Here is a 19,608-nt window from a genome sequence, read left to right as displayed (position 1 = left end):
CTCTACTGCGGGGCAGGCTCCACCACCTGCAACGCCCGGCTCAGCACCGGGCAGCCGTCCGGCAGGTGCATGCGCAGCGCTGCCGGCCTGGCATCGAAGCGCAAGTGCGTGCTCTGCATCGGCTCGCCATCGAGATTCAGCGCCAACCCTTCCGGCGCGTCCAATTCGATCCAGGGCAGGCGTGCGCAGACCGACACTGTTTCCAACCCGAGGATGCCCCCTGAAAGCAGGGTTCCCAATGTCGCCGGAATGTCCTGCGGCGCCGGCACGATGCAGATGTCCAGCAAGCCATCGTCGACTACCGCCTGCGGGCAGAGCACATGGCCGCCGCCGGCCTGCCGGCCATTGCCGATGCCCAGGGCGAGGAACTCTCCTTCCCACTCGAAATCCGGCCCGCGAAAACGACCGAACGATGCATGGACCTCGGGAAAACGACTCAGGCCGGTGAGGAAATACGCGGCACTGCCCAACAGCTTCTTCAGCTCCTCCGGCGTGTTGGCGGTGATCTTCGAGCCGAAACCGCCGGTCGCCATATTGAGGAACAGTTGGCCGTCCACCTGCCCCAGATCCACCGGCACAGCGGGTTGATCGAGTACGGCCAGCGCCTCGTCCGGCGGCAGCGCCATGCCGGCGGCGCGGGCGAAATCGTTGCCGGTGCCCAGCGGCAACAGCGCCAGGCTGGCCTGGCCGCCGGCGTTCGCCAGGGCTTCGGCGACCTCGCGCAGGGTGCCGTCCCCGCCCCCGGCGATGAGGATCGGATACCCCGCCTGCAACCCCTCGGCCACCAGCCGCTGGGCGTCCCCCGGCTCCCAGGTCAGCCGCACCGCCAGATCCCAGCCCTGCTCCCGGCGGGCCTGCACCGCCGCGCGCACCTCGTCGTTGGTGGCCTGCTTGCCATGCAGAATCAGCCATGCCCTGCGTTCGCTCATCGTGTTTCCTCTCCCCTGCGGAGTCCGTTCCACTGTATTGACAGCGCGGCCGCGCTAAAAGCGCATCGTCATGACGGGGTTTCGACAAAACGTAACGCGATCAGGCCGGATAGCCGGTGATCTCACGGATGCTCCGGTACAGCGGGCGCAACTGGCGGTACATGCGCAAGTAGACCTCGCGATAGAGCCGCTGGTAGGTGCGCTGCGCCTCGGCATTCGGCTGAAACACCTGGCCCACCCGGGTCATGGCGGCAATGGCAGTGGGGAAATCCTGGTGCAGGCCAAGGCCCACGGCACAGGCGATGGCCGCGCCCAGCCCGGACGTCTCGTAGGTATGCGGCCGCTCCGCTGGCAGGCCGAAGATGTCGGCGGTCAACTGCATCGCCGCATCGCTCTGCGAACCGCCGCCGGAGACGCGCAAACGGCTGATCCGCGTCCCCGAGCGCTGCTCGATGCGCTCCTTGCCCTGGCGCAGGGCGTAGGCCAAGCCCTCGAGAATGGCGCGATACAGGTGCGCGCGGCCATGCACATCGCCGAAACCGATGATCGACCCCTTCGCCTCCAGGCCCGGCTCGCGGATGCCAGGGGTCCAGTAGGGTTGCAGCAGCAGACCCATGGAGCCCGGCGGCACACTGTCGACCAATTCGTCGAACAGCGTCTCCGGCTCGATGCCCAGCTCCAGCGCCTGCTGCATCTCGCGCAGACCGAACTCCTGCTTGAACCAACTGACCATCCAGAAGCCGCGGTAGATCATCACCTCGGTGTTGTAGCGATCCGGCATCGCCGCCGGATAGGGCGGAATCAGCGGAATGGTCTCCAGGTAGCGGGTACGGGTGGTATTGATGGTCGCCGTGGTGCCGTAGGACAGGCAGGCGATGTCCGCCTGGTCGCCACCGGCACCGAGCACTTCGCAAGCCTTGTCGGAACCGGCGGCGATCAGCGACAACCCTTCCGGAACACCCAGGTGCCGGCTGGCCTCGGCCGTGATCCCCCCGAGCCGTTCTCCCGGTTTGTGCAAGGTGGGCAGTTGCTCGGGCCGCACCGCCAGCGCCTGCCACTTCCAGTCGCCCGGTGCGGCCCATTTCAGCCGCTTGTAGTCGAACGGCAGGTAGCCCACCGCACAGCCCACCGAGTCGACGAAGGCGCCGACCAGCCGATGGGTGAGAAAGCCGGACAGCAGCAACACCTTGTGCGTCCGCGCCGCCACCTCCGGCTGATGCTGAGCCACCCAGTTGATCTCCGCCTGGCTACGGAAGTGACTCACCGTCGCCTCGGCGCCGATCAGCTTGAACAGCCAACCCCAAGGGCCCTTGATCCGCTCGCGCACGTCGGCGCGACGCTGGTCCAGCCAGAGAATCGCCGGACGCAGCGGCCGGCCCTGCCCGTCCACATGGATCACCGTGCCACGCTGGGTGGTCAGCGAGACGCCCTTGATCAGATGCCGGTCGATGTCCACCTGCTGCCACAGCCGCCGACAGGCCTCGCCCAGACATTGCCAGTAATATTCCGGGTCCTGCTCGGCCCAGCCCGGTTGAGTGGAGTAATACGCCTCCAGCTCCACCCGGCCCTTGCCGATCAGGTTGCCGGCAAGATCGAACAACAGCGCCCGCACGCTCTGGGTACCGTTGTCGATGGCCAGCAGGTAGCTCGTTTCGCTCAAGACCAATCCCTTTCGTCATTCAAATCAAGGATGAATCAGGTACCCGTTACCTGTAGGAGCGGGCTCTGCTCGCCAATTCGGGCAGCGCGTAAGCTTTGCAGAACAGCCCCCACGAGCCATCCGTCTCCCGTAGCCCGGGCTAAGCGCAGCGCCATCCGGGAATCAAGACGACGGTCCCTCGCCGTCCGGCAGGCTGTAGCACCTCCGCCACAGCGCCCGATACGCCTCTTCCTCAACCCGCCAACGCGCATCGTCCCAGCCCAGCCGCGCTTGGCACAGGGCGCGTACGCGCGGCAACTCGGCGGCGGCACCGTTGGCCAGCAGCAGCCCGACGCGGGTGCGGCGCAGCAGCAGATCATCCAGATGCAGCACCATCTCCCGCTCGCAGGCTAAGGCCAACTCGGCCCACAGCGTCTCAGTCGTCCCCACCCGCTCGGTGCCAAGGGCCTCGATCAACCGGAGCAAAGCCGGCATCTCCCATCCGTAGCGCCCCACCAGTCGCGCGCGCAAGGCCGGAGACAGCATGGGCACATCCACTGGCGGCACCGGGCCGAATACCGGCCCGTTATCCTCCGCCACCGCTCGCCCCACGAACGGCGCGCAAGCCCGCAACACATCCAGCGCCAGCAGGCGGAAGGTGGTCAACTTGCCGCCGGCCAGGGTCACATGGCCGGGCTCCACCCACAGCGCATGCTCGCGATTTTCCGCCGGGGGCGTGCGGTTCAGATCGCCGTCGCTGACCACGGGACGCACACCGGCCCAGGTCGACAGCACGTCATCCCGCCCGATGTTCGCGGACGGAAATTCCTGGGCACAGGCAGCCAGCAGGTAATCCACCTCCGCCGGGGTGATGCGCGCTTCGCTATCCAGATCCTCATCATGATCGAGATCGGTGGTTCCGATCACCGTAGCCCCTTCCCAGGGAAAGGCGAACACCGGCCGGCCATCCGCGGCGTGCATGAAGCTGAAGGCATGGGCCAGCGGTAGCCGCCACCCCGGCAACAGCAGGTGACTGCCACGCAGCGGACGAATGCGCGTGCCGTCGGCCGACGGGCGCAGTCGCTCGCACCAGGCGCCAGTGGCCTGGGCCACCGCCTTCGCCCGGAAGGCGAAGCAGCGGCCGCTTTCGCGGTCTTCGGCGAGCAGCCCGCAGACCCGACCCTCCTCGCGGTGCAACGTCACTACCCGGACACCGTTCAGCGCCTCACCACCCGCGGCCCGTGCCTCGCCGAGCACACGCAGAACCAGCCGGGCGTCATCGGTCACCGCATCGAAAAAGCGCGTGCCGCCGAGCAGCCCCTCTTCCCTCAATCCCGGCGCCAAATACCGGAGCTGTTGCAGCGGGTAATAGAGATGGTTGCGCTTGCCGGCCAAGGCGTCGTACAGCGCCAGCAACCCACCGAACAGCCTGGGTCCGGGAAAACCGCCCCGGTAATGCGCCATCAGGAAGCTCAACGGTTCTACCAGCCCCGGCGCCTCGTGCAGCAGGCGCTCGCGCTCGCGCACCGAAGCGCGGCTGAGACGAAACTGGCCCTTGGCGATGTAGCGCAACCCGCCGTGCACCATCTTTGACGAGCGGCTGGAAGTGCCCCAGGCGAAATCGCGCTGCTCCAGCAGCAGGCAGCGCCAGCCGCGCCGGGCCGCCTCGCGGAGAATGCCGGCACCGGTGATGCCGCCGCCGATCACCAGCAAGTCCCATTCGCAGGCGGCCAGCTCGGGCAGGGCCGCGTCTCGCCAGGCCGCATTCCAGGCGTTCATGCGTCGCCGTCTTGCAGCAACGCACCGGGGTTAAGCCGGCGCTGCGGATCGAAATGCACCGCCAGCGCCTGCAACGCCGCCATTCCCAGCGGCCCCTTTTCCATCGGTAGATAGGGCGCGTGATCGCGGCCGACGCCATGCTGGTGGCTGATGGTGCCGCGGTTTTCCACGATGGTCCGGCTGGCTGCCTGCTTGAGCCGGCGCCAACGCTCGTGGGTCTCGGCGTAGCTGGCCGCCGGGCGGAACACATAAGTGGTGTAGAGGCTGGAACCCTCGCCATAGACATGGGAAAGGTGGGTGAACACGTGAACCCGCTCGCCCTCCGCCGCCAAGGCTTCGTTCAGGCTGCGTTCGACCTTGTGCAACAGCGCATCGACGTTCGACCAGTCGGTGGCCGTCTCCAGGGTGTCCACTGCGTAGCCCGCCTGCCACAGGCTTTCACGCAGGTACGGGAAGCGGAAACGACCCTCGGCCCACTTCGCGCCGAGCAGGGTGCCGGTGAACACTCCGCCGAACGCTTTCAGCAACTGCCGCGCCTGCTTTAGAGCATTGGCCGTCTGCACGCGGCTGCCGGTGACGCCGAAGGTCAGCAGGCATTTGCCGATGCCCGCGCCGCGCCAGCCCAGGTACTTTTCCAACAGGGCGATACGGCCGGGATGCCCGGCCAGGGCCAGTTGGGTTTCGGTCTCCAGCGCGTTGGACAAGCGCAGCATGGACAGCGACACCCGCTCCTGGGCCAGGTTGCGCACAGCTTGCAGCGCATGCGACCAGTCCGGCAGGAACACCCCGTAGAACGCCTCCCGCTCGGCCAGGCGCGAAACCCGCACACGAACCTCGGAGATCACTCCGAAACGCCCTTCCGAGCCCAACACCAGCTCGCGCAGGTCGGGGCCGGCCGCCGAGGCCGGAAAGGTGGGAATCTCCAGCGGACCGGCGAAGGTTTCCAGTATCCCGCCAGCGAACAGCTGCTCGATCCGCCCGTAGCGCAGGGACTGCTGACCGCTGGAACGACTGGCCACCCAGCCGCCGAGGGTGGACAGCTCCCAGGACTGCGGGAAATGCCCGAGGGTAAAACCACGGGCACGCAACTGGCTCTCCACCTGCGGGCCATTGGCACCCGGACCAAAACGGGCGATCCGGCTCTCTTCGTCCAGTTCCAGCAGCCGGTTCATCCGCTCCAGAGAAAGGGTGACCACCGGCCGGGTCGAGGTTTCGGGGTTGATGTGCCCTGCCACCGAGGTGCCGCCGCCGTAAGGGATCAGGACCAGATCCTGATGCTCGGCCCAGGCCAGCAGCTTGCGGATGTCCTCGGCGCTCTCCGGGTAGGCGACCCCATCCGGGAACACACCGAAGTCGCCTTCGCGCATCGCCAGCCAGTCCGGCAGGCTCTGCCCGCGCGCGTGGCGCACCCGGTCCTCGGCGCGGGTGGTGATCAGCGGATGAGCCTCCAGGCGCGAAGCCGGCACACGCGCCAGCACACTCTCCAGACTGGCGTCCGGCAGGGGTCGCCCACTGCCGATCCGCACGGCGAGAAAATCCGCGCCGCCTGGCGGCAGCTCGACCACCGTCGCCTCGTCGCCCCAGCCGTTCCAGCGTCGCATGCCTCACTCCTTGTCCGGAAACCTGATGGCCTGCATAGTAATCGGCCAATGGCCACCGTCACTGTCGGATCGGGCCAGCCCGAGTCGCCAATCACGACAACAAGAACGACCGCATGCACAGCCTCGGCCACACCTCGGTTCCCGCCCTGCTCAAGTACCTGCGTCTGGCCGAACACCTCGGCCTCGACCAGGACGCCGCGCTCACCGCTGCCGGCCTCAGCGCCACCGACCTCGCCGATAACAGCCGACGTGTGTCGGGAGAGGCCCATGAAAGGCTTCTCGGCCACCTGCTCGGCGCCTCCGGCGACCCGCTGTTCGGCCTGCACGCGGCACGCTTCGTCCAGCCCGGCTCCTGGAGCGTGCTCGGCTACATCACGATGAATTGCGCCACTCTGGGCGAGGCCATGAGCCGCATCGTCCCTTACGAAAAGCTGGTGGGCGACATGGGCGTCAGCCGGGTGGAGGCCGCCGGCGATCATGTGCGGCTGATCTGGACGTGCCGCCACCAGCCTGCGGAAATTCGCCGGCATATGGTGGAGAACGTGCTCGCATCCTGGCTGCTCTATGCCCGTTGGATCGCCGACATGGAACGCTCCCCGCGGGAGGTCTGGTTCGAACACGCGCGGCCGGAGCCCGCGCCACTCGCGGAGTACGAGGCGGTCTTCGGATGCCCGGTGAAATTCGAGCAGAGCTGCAATGCCCTGCTGGTGCCACTGGAGTACCTGGGGATTCCGCTGCGCCAGGCCGACGCCAACCTGCTGCGCACCCTGGAAGAACATGCCCTGACGCTGATGGCAGGGCTGGATGACGACGAACCGCTGCCGCTACGGGTAAAGAACGCCCTGCGCCTGCTGCTGAAGGACGGTCTGCCGCGCAAGGAGCGCGTCGCCGAACGGTTCGCCATGACCGTGCGGACCCTGCAACGTCACCTGCAACAGGCCGGGACCAGCTACCAGGAAATCCTCGACCGGCTACGCCAGGAACTGGCCGAGCACTACCTGCTGCGCAGCGACCTGCCGATCCAGGACATCGCCCACTACCTGGGCTTCACCGAACCCCGCTCGTTCCACCGCAGCTTCAAGGGCTGGACCGGCATGACGCCCGGGGAATTCCGCGAAAGCCGCCGGACTTCGTAGCGAGCCCTTAGCCCGGATAAGCGAAGCGCAATCCGGGACGATCTCTCGCACTCATTCCGCGTAGGGGAGAATTTATTCGCCCGACGAACCATCGCCGAGCATCCCAACCCCAGCCCGCTCCGCCATTGCCTGGGACTTAAGCCAACACCTCGCTCAACGGAATGAACGTCACCGCATCGCCCTCGGCCAGGGTCGCGCCTTCGTGCACCTCCACCAAGCCATCGGCCCAGGCGACGCTGCGCAGTACCCCGGAGCTCTGGTTGGCGTAGATCACCGCACGACCGTTCTCCAGCCGCGCGCGCAGGTATTCGCGGCGGTTGCCCGGCTTCGTCCAGGTGAAGCCGGCAGGCACGCTGAAACGCAGCGGTGTGACCTCGGCACAACCCAGGCGACGCAACAGGTACGGGCGGGTCAGCAGGGCGAAGGTCACCAGGGTCGAGGCCGGGTTGCCCGGCAGGCCGATCACCGGCACACCCCGGTAATGCCCACAGGTCAGCGGTTTGCCCGGCTTGATCGCCAGCTTCCACAGCGCCAGCTCGCCGGCCTCGCGCAGAACCTGACCGAGGAAGTCCGCCTCCCCCACTGACACGCCGCCGGTGGACAGCAACAGATCGACATCGGCCAGCTCACCCAGACAAGTACGGGTACGGTCGAGATCGTCCGGCAGGATGCCACCGTCCACCACTTCGCACCCCAGGCGCTGGAGCCAACTGGCGAGCAGGCGGCGGTTGCTGTTGTAGATTTGTCCCGGCCCGAGCGGCTGGCCGGGCTCGACCAGCTCGTCCCCAGTGGACAACAGCGCCACGCGCGGGCGACGGCGAACCGTCAGTTCGGCCGCGCCGAGGGAGGCGGCCAGGCCCAACTCGATCGGCCCCAGCCGGGTACCGGTATCCAGCACCGTCTCGCCGCGCCGGGTCTCCTGACCCTGCGGGCGAACATGCTGGCCGGCGCGGATGGCCTCGAGAAAACGCACCCGGCCGTCGGCCAGGACCTCGACGTTCTCCTGCATCTCCACGCAGTCCGCGCCCGCCGGCAACGGGGCGCCGGTAAAGATGCGCGCGCAGGTGCCCGCTTGCAGCGGCTCGGGTGCCTGCCCGGCGAAGATACGCTGGCTTACCGGCAACGCCTCGCCGGCATCGGCCTGACGCAGGGCGTAGCCGTCCATGGCGCTGTTCGGCCAGGGCGGCAGGTCCAGCCCGGCGACCAACGGTTCGGCCAACACCCGGCCTTCGGCGGCCGCCAGCGGCAGGCGCTCGGTCTCCCGGATCGGCGCCGACTCGGCCAGCGCCAGGAGGCGCTCCAGCGCCGTTTCGACCGGCAGCAGGCCGGGCTTGTCGCAGCAGCCGCTCATCCGCGGCTCTCGCAAGGCGCCGCCTGTTTCAGATGCGGGACGAAATTGCACGGGCGGTGACGGGCGTCCAGTTGCTCGGCAAGAATGCCATCCCAGGCAGTACGGCAGGCATTGGTGGAGCCAGGCAGGCAGCACACCAGGGTGCCATTGGAAAGGCCGGCCAGGGCACGGGACTGCACGGTGGAAGTACCGATGTCGGCCACGGAAATCTGCCGGAACAGCTCGCCGAAGCCATCGACGGTCTTGTCCAGCAGGCAGCTCACGGCTTCCGGCGTGCTATCGCGGCCGGTGAAGCCGGTGCCGCCGGTGATCAACACCACCTGCACGGTTTCGTCGGCGATCCAGGTGGCGACCTGGGCGCGGATTTTGTAGAGGTCGTCCTTCAGCAGCACCCGCGCAGCAAGGTTGTGGCCGGCAGCAGTGAGGCGGTCGACGAAGAGTTGACCCGAGGTATCGGTTTCCAGGGTACGGGTGTCGCTGACGGTCAGGACGGCGATGTTCAGCGGGACGAATGCCGCTTCAGCCTTGTGGTTCATAGGCTCGATCCGGTTGTGGGGGAGGCAGACCGGTGTTATATCACAGCCCCCGACTGGAGCGCCGCCCATGACCGACTCGACCGCCCTGCCCCCCTGCTCCGTGCTGCTGCTCGCTGGCGGTCGCGGGCAACGCATGGGGGGCCGCGACAAGGGCCTGCTGGAGTGGCACGGCGAACCGCTCATCGCTCACCTGCACCGTGTGGTGCGGCCGCTCACCGATGATCTGATCATTTCCTGCAACCGCAACCAAGCCCGTTATGCCGTCTATGCCGACCGCCTGGTGACGGATGCCGAAGAGGGTTTCCCCGGCCCGCTCGCCGGCATCCGTGCCGGACTGGAGGCAACGCGGCACGACACGCTACTGGTGCTGCCCTGCGATGCGCCGAAGGTGGATGCCGGCTTGCTGCTCGCCCTCCGTCGTGCTGCGGCCGCACACCCTGGGCGTCCACTGATGCTGCGCCGTGGCGAGCAGTGGGAGCCGCTGTTCTGCGTGGTGCCGAAAATTCTCGCCGATGCCCTCGAACAGGCCTGGCAAAAAGGCGAGCGCAGCCCGCGCCACATCTTTTTTGCCTTGGGCGCCCAGGCCCTGGATTGCGCGGTGGACGACCCGCGCCTGGCCAACCTCAACACGCCGGATTTGCTTTCCGAGGATGGCGGGATGGCCGCCGATCACTGAACTTAAGCAGCGGATCTCCGTCTGATGTCGGTACAGACGTACCTTTTTTAGCTAGGAGAGTAGTGATGATTCAACGGACCCTTCCCGCGTTCCTGGTCGCTCTGGGCCTTGTCGCACTGGCTGGCTGCTCCTCGCCGGCAGTGATCACCCTGAATGACGGCCGCGAGATTCAGACCGTCGATCAGCCGGAGTACGACGAAGAGTCGGGCTTCTACGAGTTCGAGCAACTGGACGGCAAACGCGCCCGGGTCAACAAGGACCAGGTACGTACCGTCAAGGAACTCTGAGGCGGTTCTTTCCCAACCTGAAACAGGGCCCGCTTCGGCGGGCCCTGTTGTTTCCGGAGACCATTCCCGGATTGCGCTGGGGCTTATTCGGGCTACCGATCATTGCAACCGGCCCAATACGGATTGTTCCCACTGCGTGGGAATGCAGCCTCGGACGCTCTGCGTCCGTTGCAGTGAGCGGACGCTGAGCGTCCACAAGGGGCCCAGGCGGGAGCGTGGGAACCATCAAATCCACGAAGCCGCACGAAATTGGCCGAGCCAATCCCCAGAAACGAAAAAACCCGCTCAAGGCGGGTTTTTTGTTGGTTTCCGGTACAAGCGGGACAACCGGAAACGCTGTGTTGGTCGGAGCGACTGGATTCGAACCAGCGACCTTCTCGTCCCGAACGAGACGCGCTACCAAGCTGCGCTACGCTCCGAAGATGGCGCGCATTGTACCGAAAAACTTTTGGTTCACAAGGGGTTAGCGAAAAGTTTTTTCTCGCTGCCGGAAAACGGCGCCTACCCTGCGCTCTCGGCCGCGGGTCGCGAGGTCTTCAACAGTAACGCCGCACCGCGTCCGCCAGATCGGCGGCCAGACCGGCGCCGGGTGCCCGTGCTTCGTCGCCTTCGCGGTATTTGCCGGTGCGTACCAGGCAAGCCTGGAGCCCGGCCTTTTGCGCGCCCAGGACGTCGCCCTCGACGTCATCGCCGATCATCAGAGCGTCCTGCGGGGCAACGCCGAGGGCGTGCAGGGCGCCGTTGAAAAAGTCCGCCGACGGCTTGCCGAGCACCAGCGCCTGGGTATCCGCTGCATACTCCAGCGCCCGGACGAAAGGCCCGGCGTCCAGCCGCAGCGCACCACGGCTGTGGAAATAGCGATTGTCCCCCATGGCGATCAGCGGCGCCCCGTCGATCAGCAGGTGAAAGGCGCGTTCCAGGTGGGCGTAATCGAAACGCGACTCGGCATCGCCGACCAGCACCGCATTGGGTTCCGGCAGATCGAGCAGGTCGGCGAATTCCTCTTCGAGGTTAGGGTGGATCAGGCAGTAAGGACGCAACCCATGCGCCGCCAGATAGCGGCGGGCGGCCTGCGGCGCGCTGAAAATCTGCCCGGGCGACAACCCGAACCCCATGCCGCTGAGCTGCCGGTGGATTTCCGCCGCGGTCAGGCGCGAGGTGTTGGTCACCAGGCGCAGCGGGTAGCCCTTGTCGCACAGGTGGCGCACGGCCTCCACGGCGCCCGGCAACGGTCGGGCGTCTTCGTAGAGCACGCCGCTGATGTCGAGCAGTATCGCCTTGGGCATGGCTTCGCCCTCCTCTGTGCCTTCAACAGCCATAGCACAGGCAGGGGAAACGAATCGGATCGGCGTTCAGAGCCGGACAAGCGGCTTCAACGCAAAAAGGAAACGACCTGCTCGGCCTCGAACGGCCAATCCAGCTCGGCGCCGGTGTCGCAACGGCGCAGCACCGGAATGCGCAAGCCGTAATCGTCGACCCAGGATTCGCGATCGGCGATGTCCACCAGCTCGACCAGCAGGCCGTGTTCGACGAAGGGCATCAGGATGGCTTCGGCCTGCTCGCAGAGATGACAGCCAAGGGTACCGAACAGTTGGCATTCGGGAATCATGGGTGCGCCTTGCCGATGGTGGGAAGGCGCAGTCTAGCATGCTCCGGATCAGGCTTCCGCCGGCGAAGCCCCGCCCTCGGCATCCAGCAGCCCCTGCAACCCATCCAGCAGGCGACCGTTGAGCCGCTCGGCCTTTTCCAGGCGCGGCAGGTCGAAACGTTCGTCAAGGCTGAAGCCCCCCTTGAGCAAATCCTTGAGCATTTGCTTACCGTCCTTGGCGAAGTCGTCGGCCGTGCGCAGGGCATCCAGCAGGCCTTGGGCGTAATCCAGCAGCGCGCCGTTCACCGCGCTGGCGCTCCGCCCGCCCTGCTGCGCCACGCTGGCATAGGCGTCGGTGGCCTGGCGAACGCTGGTCTGGGTCAGGCGTAGCGACATCGACGCCAGTTGCTCGCCATCCAATTCCAGGGCCATGGCGCGATCGAAGGCGCCGGTGAGGTCGCCGGAATAGAAGCGATTGGAGAGGTCCTGGACCTGGCCGAAGAGTTTTTCCAGGGCGGCCCGCTCGTCGTCGTCCAGCTCGCCCTCGACCTGCACTTGCCAACCACCGATCTGCAAGCTGCCGGAGCGGCTGGTGGCGACCGTCGCCTGGCTGTCGCCGTCGCGGGCCACCGCAACGCCGGTCTGCGACCAGTTGGCCGAGGCCTGGGCGACGGAAATCCGCAGGCGATCACCGTCGCGGGTGGTCACCTCCATATCGAAGGTTTCCGCCAGCGCGGAGAACCGAGAGCTGTAGGCGGCGGCCGCACCGCTGCCAGTGGTGGCCGGCGTGGTGGACTCGGCCTGCTCGGGATCGTAGCGCTGGGTCAGGTCGCTGAGGCCGTCCTGGATGCGTTTATAGGTGTCGTCGATGTCGGTGGCGATCTTGCCGTTCAGCACGCCCATGCCATCGAGAATCTTGCGCGCCTCATCGAAGCCCTTCTCGACGCCCGAACGGGCCTGGTCCAGTAGTTTGCGCAATTCGGTGGTATCGGCACCGCTGGCTTCCGCGCTCTTCAGGCGCCCCTCGATGAAACCGAGAATGCGCGTAGCGACTTTCTCCGGGGTGTATTCGTCGGATTTGCCGTTGAGGGCGCCGGGCTCCAGGCCGAGCCGTTCGGCCAGGCGGTTGGCCAGCAGTTTCTGGGCGTCGTCGGCGTTGCGCACCGGGGTCTTGGCGTGCTGCGCCTGGGGAGTACGGGTGGCCGACGGGGTAAGCGTGGTAAGCGGTTTCATCGCAGCGTACCTGGGACGGGGTATCGACAAGGGTGGCGGCCGGCGGCGACGAAACTTGAGGGCCGACGGCACAACGACGACGAACGGACCACCGACTGCCCCATTGACCTGCATCGAGCCTGCCTATCGTCGGCTGGACGCTGCCGTGGCGCTTCGGCATGCTCAGGTCAGTTTCCAGGGAGAACCCGCTTGTTCGTCAATCTCTTGATCATTCTAGCTGCGTCGTTGCTGGTGATTGCGCTGTTCCGCCGCCTGCGCCTGCCACCGGTGCTTGGCTATCTCTGCGTCGGCCTGCTGCTCGGCCCGTCGGCGCTGGCCTGGGTCGATTACGACCAGGACCTGCCGCACCTCGCCGAACTGGGCGTGGTGTTCCTGCTGTTCACCCTCGGCCTGGAGTTCTCGCTACCGCGCATGCTCGCCCTGCGTCGCGTGGTGTTCGGCCTGGGTAGCCTGCAGGTGCTGATTTGCGGCCTGGTGCTCGGCGGCCTGCTGGTGTTCGGCTTCGCGCTGCCGTGGGAAGTGTCGCTGCTGATCGGCGCAGGCCTGGCGCTGTCGTCTACCGCCATCGTCAGCAAGGAATTAGGCAGCCTCGGGGAAATCTTCAGCAACCACGGTCAGAACGCCATCGGCGTGTTGCTGTTCCAGGATCTGGTCGCGGTGCTGTTGCTGACTCTGGTCCCGGTGTTCTCCGGCCAGGGTGGCGAGAGCTGGTACTGGGCGCTGCCCATCACCCTGGGCAAGACCGTGCTGCTGTTCATCGGCCTGCTGGTGGCCAGCCGCTGGCTGCTGCCCCGGCTGTTCCAGGAAGTGGCGGCGGCCCATTCCGCCGAGCTGTTCGTGATGCTGGCGCTGGTGATCGTGCTGCTCACCGCCTGGCTGACCCACCTGCTCGGCCTGTCCATGGCATTGGGCGCGTTCCTCGCCGGCATGCTGCTGGGGGAAAGCCATTACCGCCATCAGATCGAGGCGGACATCCGGCCGTTCCGCGACATCCTCCTCGGGCTGTTCTTCGTCAGCGTCGGCATGCTGATCGACATTCACCTGTTCGCCCGCCACGGCTGGCTGATTCTCGGCCTGACGCTCACCCTGTTGCTGCTCAAAGGCTCGCTGGTGGCGTTGCTGGTGAAGCTGCGCGGGGATGACAACGAGACCGCCTGGCGCAGCGGCATCGCCCTGGCCCAGGGCGGCGAGTTCTGCTTCGCCCTGGTCGCCCAGGTGCAGCAGAACCGCCTGCTGGAGGCCGGCACCGGCGGCCTGCTGCTGGCCGCCACGTTCTGTTCGATGGCGGTCACGCCGCTGATGCTGCGAGCGGCGCCGCGCTTGGCGACGCACCTGCGTGCACGGCTGGGCGGCATGGAAAGCCAGGTGGAAGAAATCGCCGCGGCCAGCGCCGAACTGAGCGGCCACGTAGTGATCTGCGGCTATGGCCGGGTCGGTCAGTCGATCGGGCGCTTCCTGCATCGCGAACGACAGCCTTTCATCGCCCTGGATGACGACCCGGTGCGCGTCCAGGAGGCCGCTGCCGGCGACGAGAGTGTGCACTACGGCGACTCGCGCCGTGGCGAGTTGCTCAGCGCGGTCGGTACCGAGCGCGCCCGACTGCTGGTGGTGGCGGTGGACAAGGCCGACGTGGCGCTTGCCGTGGTCGAGCAGGCACGTCGCTTGAGCGCGGACCTGCCGATCCTGGTGCGTACCCGCGACGACAGCCGGCTGAGCGATCTGCAGGCGGCCGGGGCGTCCGAGGTGGTACCGGAACTGCTGGAGTCGAGCCTGATGCTGGCCTCCCATGCACTGGTCATGCTCGGATTGCCGGAACGTCACGTCCAGATGCGCGTCGATGAGGTGCGCCGTAGCCGCTACCGCCTGCTGCATGGCTTCTATCACGGCGCCCAGCCCAACCTGCTGGATGCCCAGGGCCGGCCACGACTGTTGCTGCACGCGGTCAACCTGAGTGAAGACGCCTATGCCTGCGGGCATTCCCTGCCCGACCTGGAGCTGGAGAAACTCGGCGTCGAAGTCCAGGCCGTGCGCCGGGACGGCCACGACCTGCCGCTGGATGGGCAGGATTGCCTGAGCGAAGGGGATGCGGTGTTGCTATCCGGCCCGCTGGACGCCATCGAGGCTTGCGAGGCACGCCTGCTGGCGGGGCGCTGATCAGATGCCAGCCGCCTGCAACAGCGCCTCGGCGGCGGCCTTGGCTTCTTGCGCCTGGCCGCCCGGCCCCTCTATGTGGGCCATGGTGATCGCGCCCTCGACGAGGTATTGCAGTTGGCGCGCCAGCCGCACCGGCTCGGGAGCCTCCAGCAGCTCCAATTGCTCCCGCAGGTAGTCGCCGAAAAACGCCTTGTGCGCCGCCGCGCGGCGATGCACCGGGTGGTTGCGGTCGTGGAACTCGGCCGACGCATTGATGAACAGGCAGCCACAGAAGTCCCCGCCGTGAATCATCGCGTGCAGCCCGTCGAAGGTACGCAGGATCGCCTCGCGCGGCCCAAAGCGCTCACGCGCTTCGCGCAACCGTTCGACCATCTGCTGCGAGCGGTTTTCCAATGCCGCCTCGATGAGTTCGTCCTTGGACTTGAAATGCTTATACAGCGTCATCTTGGCCACGCCGGATTCGGCCAGGATCCGGTCGATGCCGGTGGCGTGGTAGCCCTCGCGCTTGAAAAGCTCCAACGCCGTATTGATCAGTTGATCGCGCTTGCTTGATGCCATGTCGGGCCTCCTCGGGCAGCCATTATGCCCGTTGGCGGGCGACCGGCTCCATGGATTGGCTTTTGTGCGCTTGAAATATACAGACAGGTCTGTCTATTATCCAGTCGCACACCCCCACAACAAGGAGTTTCACCATGCGTCTCTATGACTTTCACCTGTCCGGCAACTGCTACAAGGTGCGCCTGTTCCTCAGCCTTATCGGACAGGAAGCGGAGCACGTCGAACTGAACCTGCGGGGCGGCGAACAGAAAACCCCGGAGTTCCTCGCCATCAATCCGCGCGGACAGGTGCCGGCCCTTGAGGACGGCGATTTTCGCATCGGCGATTCCCAGGCGATCTTGGTCTACCTCGCGGCTCGCTACGCTCCGGCCTGGGCACCCGCCGATCCGCTCACCCAAGCGCGCATCGCCAGCTGGCTGAGCTTCGCCGCCAACGAGATGCAGAACGGCCCGGCGATGGCGCGAGTCGGCAAGCTGTTCGGCTACCCCATCGACGAGGCCAAGGTGCACGCCAAGGCTATCCAGGCGCTGGAACTGCTCGACGCCCAACTGGCCCGTCACCCCTGGCTGGCACAGACGGACGCCCCGAGCATCGCCGACCTGGCGGTCTATCCGTATGCCGCGCTGGCCGGCGATGGCGGCCTCGACCTGGCACCCTATGCCCACCTGAATGCCTGGTTCGGCCGTCTGCGTGCCTTGCCGGGCTACATCGGCATGGCCGGTCTCTGAGTCCTTCCCCGGGCCTCCAGCCTGGAGGCCCGCTCTCAGGAGCCATGCCCATGAACAGTCCTTTCCATCCCGGCGAACAGGCGATGCAGCACCGCGCTGGAGTCCGCGAAAAAATCGAGGACATCGGCAGTCGCGTGATCCGTCCTTACATGCCGGAGCAACACCGTGAGTTCTTCGGTCTGCTGCGCTGGTTGCTGGTCGGTAGCGTGGACGCCGAAGGCCAGCCGCATGCCTCGGTGCTCTGGGGCGCGCCGGGTTTCGTCCGCTCGCCGGAACCGACCCTGCTGCGGATCAACGCCCGGCCACAGGCGGACGATCCGCTCGCCGAACAGTTGCGCAGCGGCGAACGCCTGGGCCTGCTCGGGATCGAGCTGCCGACCCGGCGGCGCAACCGCCTCAATGGTCCCCTGCTGGAAGTGGATGCCGCCGGCTTCACCCTGGGCGTCGCACAGTCGTTCGGCAACTGTCCGAAGTACATCCAGGCCCGCGACTGGCAAGCCTCGCCGCGCGAACCCGGCCCCCTGCTGCAGGGCGAAGGCCCGGACCCGGCCTGGCTGCATCTGGTGAGTACGGCCGATACCTGCTTCATCGCCAGTCACAACCATGACCCGCACAGCGGTGGCGTCGACGTCTCCCACCGTGGCGGCCCGGCCGGATTCGTGCGCCTGGGTAGCGACGGCCGGCTGTGGATACCCGACTACACCGGCAATTTCATGTTCAACACCCTCGGCAACCTGCTGCTCGAACCCCGTTGCGGCCTGTTGTTCGTCGATTTCGCCAGTGGCGACCTGCTGCACCTGCAAGCCCGCGCCGAGGTGCTCTGGCCGGAGGATGCGGCTCGCCTCGGCCAACCATTCCCGCCTGGCGCCGAGCGCCTGCTGGCGCTGACCCCGGAACGCTGGCTGCTGCGCCGCTCACGCCTGCCCCTGGCGTTCGGCGCGGCGTCCGCCTCCCCTTTTCTACCTGATCAAGGAATCTGAGCCATGCGCGTCTTCAGCCTGATGCTGCTCGCCCTGCTGAGCCTGACCAGCCTGCCCGGCGAAGCCGCCGGTCTGCGCTTCACCCTGGTGAAAACCTCGGAAACCGAAACCCTCGATGCCTTCACCGTGGAAGGCGGCGACTGGACCGAGAAAGCCATCGCCGACCATATGGCAGTCCTCATCGAGCACCATGCCGCTACCCTGCTCTTCGATACGGGCCTCGGCCGTCAGGTGGATAGCCAGTTCCAGGAAATCCCCTGGTGGGAGCGCAAGCTGCTGCAATACGGCCCGGTCCAGCCGGTACGCGATCGCCTGGACGCGGACGGCATTCGCATCGACCGCATCCTCCTGTCCCACACCCATTGGGACCATGCGTCCGGGCTGGCGGACTTTCCCGAAGTACCGGTCTGGGCGCCCTACGAAGAGATCGAGTTCAGCCGGATCGCGGTCCCGCCGGCGATACTGCCCAGCCAGTTCAGCCATGCGGTGAAATGGGTGCCCTTCACCTTCCAGCCGGAACCCTTCATGGGCTTCCCGGAGAGCCTCGACCTGTTCGGCGACCGCAGCCTGGTGCTGGTGCCGCTCAGCGGCCATACGCCCGGCTCCGTCGGGCTGTTCCTGACCCTCGACGACGGTCGCCGTTTCTTCTTCACCGGCGACGCCAGTTGGCGTCTGGAGGGCTTCACCGGCCCGAAGGAAAAGTTCTGGTTCAGCCGGCGGCTGGTGGATCAGGATCGCGACGCCACCCGCCAAGTGCTCGAACAGGTTCATGCCCTGCTCGAGCGGGAACCGGAATTGGTCATAGTGCCAGCACACGATGCCAACGTGCATAAGCAGTTAGGCTTTTATCCTCAATGGATACAGTAGAAGACACTCGTAACTCCTTGTATTGGTGGGTTGGGCGACTAAAGTCTAAGAGTCGTCATCCAAGCGTCGTGGTTTAGTCACCGCGCCGTAACAGGACGGCCGGCGGCCGCCCTGAGCACCCAAACGAGGAGACAAGAATAATGAGCAAGACTCCCCTCGCCCGTGCCGTGGCCCTGGCCACGCTGGGCGCAAGCCTCACTCTGCCGAGCCTGGCCTTCGCCGAGTTCATCAAGGACGGCAAGGCCAGCCTGGAGCTGCGCAACTTCTACATGAACCGCGATTTCCGCCAGGATCTGGGGGAACCGAATCCGCCGCGCATTCCCGGCAAGACCCCGGCCGAGTTCCGCGGCAAGGCGGAAGAGTGGGCACAGGGTTTCATCGTGCGTTACGAGTCGGGCTTCACCGAAGGCACCGTCGGCTTCGGCCTGGATGCCATCGGCACCCTGGGCGTGAAGCTGGATTCCGGCCGCGGCACCGCCGGGACTGGCCTGCTGCAACTGGACCGCGACACCGGCGAAGCGCAGGACACCTATGGCGACCTGGGCGCCACCGCCAAGGTCCGGCTCTCCAAAAGCACCCTGAAGGTTGGCACCCTGATGCCGAAGATGCCGGTGCTGATGTCCAACGACTCGCGCCTGCTGCCACAGAGCTTCCAGGGCGGCTGGCTGAACTCCGCCGAGATCGACGGCCTGACCTTCGACGCCGGCCAGATCAACCGTGTGAACCAGCGTGATTCGTCCGACCACGAAACCATGATCGTGACCAGCGGCAAGGGCATCACCGCCGCCACCGGCCAGGACAGCGATGAGTTCAACTTCGCCGGCCTGACCTACAAGTGGAACGACAGCCTGACCACCAGCTATCACTACGGTGCGCTGGACGAGTTCTACAAACAGCATTACCTGAACCTGGTGCACGTCCTGCCGCTGGGCGACAAGCAGTCGCTGAAGAGCGACCTGCGCTACGCCCGCTCCACCGACGATGGCAGCAGCAACGTCGACAACAAGGCCCTCGGCGGTCTGTTCACCTACACCCTGGGTTATCACGCCTTCGGCCTGGGCTACCAGAAGATGAGCGGCGACACCGGCTTCGCCTATATCAGCGGTACCGATGCCTACCTGGTGAACTTCGTGCAGATCGGCGATTTCGCCAACCGTGACGAACGTTCCTGGCAGGTTCGTTACGACTACAACTTCGCTGGCGTCGGTATTCCCGGCCTGACCCTGATGACCCGCTACATCAGCGGCGACAACGTCAACCTCGGTGGCGGCTCGGAAGGCAAGGAATGGGAGCGCAACACCGATATCGCCTACGTCTTCCAGGACGGCCCGCTGAAGAACCTGGGCGTCAAATGGCGTAACGCGACGGTACGCTCCAACTTTGGTAACGACCTGGACGAAAACCGTCTGATCGTCAGCTACACCTTGCCGCTGTTCTAAACGTCAGCGCATAGATAAAGCCCGCCACCCGGCGTAATGCTGTTCACTTAAGCGGAGCAGCCTTCCGATCCACTGGATAGCGGGTCTTCGAAATCTTCACCGTCCTGGGCCTTGATGGCCTTGGGCG

At 66.2% G+C, this 19,608-nt stretch carries 18 protein-coding genes and 1 tRNA gene; 8 read left to right on the top strand and 11 right to left on the bottom strand.

What is annotated here, in order from left to right:
* Positions 1 to 2: 2 nt before the first annotated feature.
* The 4 genes from yegS to BZL41_RS01720 form a co-directional block, all read right to left on the bottom strand.
* Complete coding sequence (gene yegS, locus BZL41_RS01735) at positions 3 to 929, bottom strand: lipid kinase YegS (RefSeq protein WP_095597702.1); 927 nt, start codon at positions 927 to 929, stop codon at positions 3 to 5.
* A gap of 100 nt (positions 930 to 1,029) precedes the next feature.
* Complete coding sequence (locus BZL41_RS01730; RefSeq protein ID WP_095597701.1) at positions 1,030 to 2,589, bottom strand: FGGY-family carbohydrate kinase; 1,560 nt, start codon at positions 2,587 to 2,589, stop codon at positions 1,030 to 1,032.
* 162 nt (positions 2,590 to 2,751) lie between these two features.
* Entirely contained in the window at positions 2,752 to 4,347 is a 1,596-nt protein-coding gene (locus BZL41_RS01725) for a glycerol-3-phosphate dehydrogenase/oxidase (protein ID WP_095597700.1), read from the bottom strand.
* Entirely contained in the window at positions 4,344 to 5,948 is a 1,605-nt protein-coding gene (locus BZL41_RS01720) for an FAD-binding oxidoreductase (protein ID WP_095597699.1), read from the bottom strand. The genes BZL41_RS01725 and BZL41_RS01720 overlap by 4 nt, the downstream gene beginning before the upstream one ends.
* Before the next feature lie 113 nt (positions 5,949 to 6,061).
* On the opposite strand from BZL41_RS01720, the gene BZL41_RS01715 reads away from it, so the two are divergent.
* Positions 6,062 to 7,084 carry an AraC family transcriptional regulator gene (locus BZL41_RS01715; protein ID WP_095597698.1) on the top strand — a complete coding sequence of 341 codons (1,023 nt, stop codon included), beginning with the start codon at positions 6,062 to 6,064 and terminating at the stop codon, positions 7,082 to 7,084.
* A 136-nt stretch (positions 7,085 to 7,220) separates the two neighbouring features.
* Here the strand turns inward: BZL41_RS01715 and glp are convergent, their stop codons facing one another.
* Entirely contained in the window at positions 7,221 to 8,435 is a 1,215-nt protein-coding gene (gene glp, locus BZL41_RS01710; RefSeq protein ID WP_095597697.1) for a gephyrin-like molybdotransferase Glp, read from the bottom strand.
* The gene (gene moaB, locus BZL41_RS01705) at positions 8,432 to 8,971 is read right to left on the bottom strand and encodes a molybdenum cofactor biosynthesis protein B (RefSeq protein WP_084334070.1); all 540 of its coding nucleotides are present in this window, start codon (positions 8,969 to 8,971) and stop codon (positions 8,432 to 8,434) included. The genes glp and moaB overlap by 4 nt, the downstream gene beginning before the upstream one ends.
* A 67-nt stretch (positions 8,972 to 9,038) precedes the next feature.
* On the opposite strand from moaB, the gene mobA reads away from it, so the two are divergent.
* Positions 9,039 to 9,647, top strand: a complete 609-nt coding sequence (gene mobA, locus BZL41_RS01700) for a molybdenum cofactor guanylyltransferase MobA (RefSeq protein WP_095597696.1) — start codon at positions 9,039 to 9,041, stop codon at positions 9,645 to 9,647.
* Positions 9,648 to 9,712: 65 nt separating this feature from the next.
* Entirely contained in the window at positions 9,713 to 9,934 is a 222-nt protein-coding gene (locus BZL41_RS01695; RefSeq protein WP_084334072.1) for a YgdI/YgdR family lipoprotein, read from the top strand.
* A gap of 342 nt (positions 9,935 to 10,276) precedes the next feature.
* On the opposite strand, the gene BZL41_RS01690 is transcribed toward BZL41_RS01695, so the two are convergent.
* From BZL41_RS01690 to BZL41_RS01675, 4 genes are all read right to left on the bottom strand, one after another.
* Positions 10,277 to 10,353 (bottom strand) — tRNA-Pro (locus BZL41_RS01690).
* 117 nt (positions 10,354 to 10,470) lie between these two features.
* The gene (locus BZL41_RS01685; protein ID WP_095597695.1) at positions 10,471 to 11,220 is read right to left on the bottom strand and encodes a TIGR01458 family HAD-type hydrolase; all 750 of its coding nucleotides are present in this window, start codon (positions 11,218 to 11,220) and stop codon (positions 10,471 to 10,473) included.
* A gap of 86 nt (positions 11,221 to 11,306) precedes the next feature.
* Entirely contained in the window at positions 11,307 to 11,543 is a 237-nt protein-coding gene (locus tag BZL41_RS01680) for a glutaredoxin family protein (RefSeq protein ID WP_084334075.1), read from the bottom strand.
* Positions 11,544 to 11,591: 48 nt separating this feature from the next.
* The gene (locus BZL41_RS01675; protein WP_095597694.1) at positions 11,592 to 12,755 is read right to left on the bottom strand and encodes a DUF5610 domain-containing protein; all 1,164 of its coding nucleotides are present in this window, start codon (positions 12,753 to 12,755) and stop codon (positions 11,592 to 11,594) included.
* Positions 12,756 to 12,944: 189 nt separating this feature from the next.
* On the opposite strand from BZL41_RS01675, the gene BZL41_RS01670 reads away from it, so the two are divergent.
* Positions 12,945 to 14,909, top strand: coding sequence for a monovalent cation:proton antiporter family protein (locus BZL41_RS01670; RefSeq protein WP_095597693.1), 1,965 nt, complete (start codon positions 12,945 to 12,947; stop codon positions 14,907 to 14,909).
* Here the strand turns inward: BZL41_RS01670 and BZL41_RS01665 are convergent, their stop codons facing one another.
* Positions 14,910 to 15,467 carry a TetR/AcrR family transcriptional regulator gene (locus BZL41_RS01665; protein ID WP_095597692.1) on the bottom strand — a complete coding sequence of 186 codons (558 nt, stop codon included), beginning with the start codon at positions 15,465 to 15,467 and terminating at the stop codon, positions 14,910 to 14,912. It abuts the gene before it with no gap.
* Positions 15,468 to 15,601: 134 nt separating this feature from the next.
* Here BZL41_RS01665 and BZL41_RS01660 point away from each other — a divergent pair, with 134 nt between their 5' ends.
* The 4 genes from BZL41_RS01660 (at position 15,602) to BZL41_RS01645 (ending at position 19,481) form a co-directional block, all read left to right on the top strand.
* Positions 15,602 to 16,195, top strand: coding sequence for a glutathione S-transferase family protein (locus BZL41_RS01660; RefSeq protein WP_095597691.1), 594 nt, complete (start codon positions 15,602 to 15,604; stop codon positions 16,193 to 16,195).
* 50 nt (positions 16,196 to 16,245) lie between these two features.
* Positions 16,246 to 17,175, top strand: a complete 930-nt coding sequence (locus BZL41_RS01655) for a pyridoxamine 5'-phosphate oxidase family protein (protein WP_095597690.1) — start codon at positions 16,246 to 16,248, stop codon at positions 17,173 to 17,175.
* Positions 17,176 to 17,178: 3 nt separating this feature from the next.
* A complete protein-coding gene (locus tag BZL41_RS01650) occupies positions 17,179 to 18,042 on the top strand; it encodes an MBL fold metallo-hydrolase (protein WP_095597689.1) in 864 nt (287 codons plus the stop codon).
* Positions 18,043 to 18,182: 140 nt separating this feature from the next.
* A complete protein-coding gene (locus BZL41_RS01645) occupies positions 18,183 to 19,481 on the top strand; it encodes an OprD family porin (protein ID WP_095597688.1) in 1,299 nt (432 codons plus the stop codon).
* Positions 19,482 to 19,608: the final 127 nt, after the last annotated feature.

Origin of the sequence: Pseudomonas sp. PIC25 (assembly GCF_002286785.1) — a bacterium.
Lineage (GTDB): Bacteria > Pseudomonadota > Gammaproteobacteria > Pseudomonadales > Pseudomonadaceae > Pseudomonas_M.
This window is presented reverse-complemented; position numbering and strand designations above follow the sequence as displayed.

Excerpts from the sequence above, each read along its gene's own strand:
- BZL41_RS01715 (WP_095597698.1), top strand. The coding sequence starts at position 6,062 with ATGCACAGCCTCGGCCACACCTCGGTTCCCGCCCTGCTCAAGTACCTG.
- BZL41_RS01720 (WP_095597699.1), bottom strand. The coding sequence starts at position 5,948 with ATGCGACGCTGGAACGGCTGGGGCGACGAGGCGACGGTGGTCGAGCTG.
- BZL41_RS01665 (WP_095597692.1), bottom strand. The coding sequence starts at position 15,467 with ATGGCATCAAGCAAGCGCGATCAACTGATCAATACGGCGTTGGAGCTT.
- BZL41_RS01650 (WP_095597689.1), top strand. The coding sequence starts at position 17,179 with ATGCGCGTCTTCAGCCTGATGCTGCTCGCCCTGCTGAGCCTGACCAGC.
- yegS (WP_095597702.1), bottom strand. The coding sequence starts at position 929 with ATGAGCGAACGCAGGGCATGGCTGATTCTGCATGGCAAGCAGGCCACC.
- glp (WP_095597697.1), bottom strand. The coding sequence starts at position 8,435 with ATGAGCGGCTGCTGCGACAAGCCCGGCCTGCTGCCGGTCGAAACGGCG.
- BZL41_RS01685 (WP_095597695.1), bottom strand. The coding sequence starts at position 11,220 with ATGCCCAAGGCGATACTGCTCGACATCAGCGGCGTGCTCTACGAAGAC.
- mobA (WP_095597696.1), top strand. The coding sequence starts at position 9,039 with ATGACCGACTCGACCGCCCTGCCCCCCTGCTCCGTGCTGCTGCTCGCT.
- BZL41_RS01680 (WP_084334075.1), bottom strand. The coding sequence starts at position 11,543 with ATGATTCCCGAATGCCAACTGTTCGGTACCCTTGGCTGTCATCTCTGC.
- BZL41_RS01645 (WP_095597688.1), top strand. The coding sequence starts at position 18,183 with ATGAGCAAGACTCCCCTCGCCCGTGCCGTGGCCCTGGCCACGCTGGGC.
- moaB (WP_084334070.1), bottom strand. The coding sequence starts at position 8,971 with ATGAACCACAAGGCTGAAGCGGCATTCGTCCCGCTGAACATCGCCGTC.
- BZL41_RS01655 (WP_095597690.1), top strand. The coding sequence starts at position 16,246 with ATGAACAGTCCTTTCCATCCCGGCGAACAGGCGATGCAGCACCGCGCT.
- BZL41_RS01675 (WP_095597694.1), bottom strand. The coding sequence starts at position 12,755 with ATGAAACCGCTTACCACGCTTACCCCGTCGGCCACCCGTACTCCCCAG.
- BZL41_RS01725 (WP_095597700.1), bottom strand. The coding sequence starts at position 4,347 with ATGAACGCCTGGAATGCGGCCTGGCGAGACGCGGCCCTGCCCGAGCTG.
- BZL41_RS01660 (WP_095597691.1), top strand. The coding sequence starts at position 15,602 with ATGCGTCTCTATGACTTTCACCTGTCCGGCAACTGCTACAAGGTGCGC.
- BZL41_RS01695 (WP_084334072.1), top strand. The coding sequence starts at position 9,713 with ATGATTCAACGGACCCTTCCCGCGTTCCTGGTCGCTCTGGGCCTTGTC.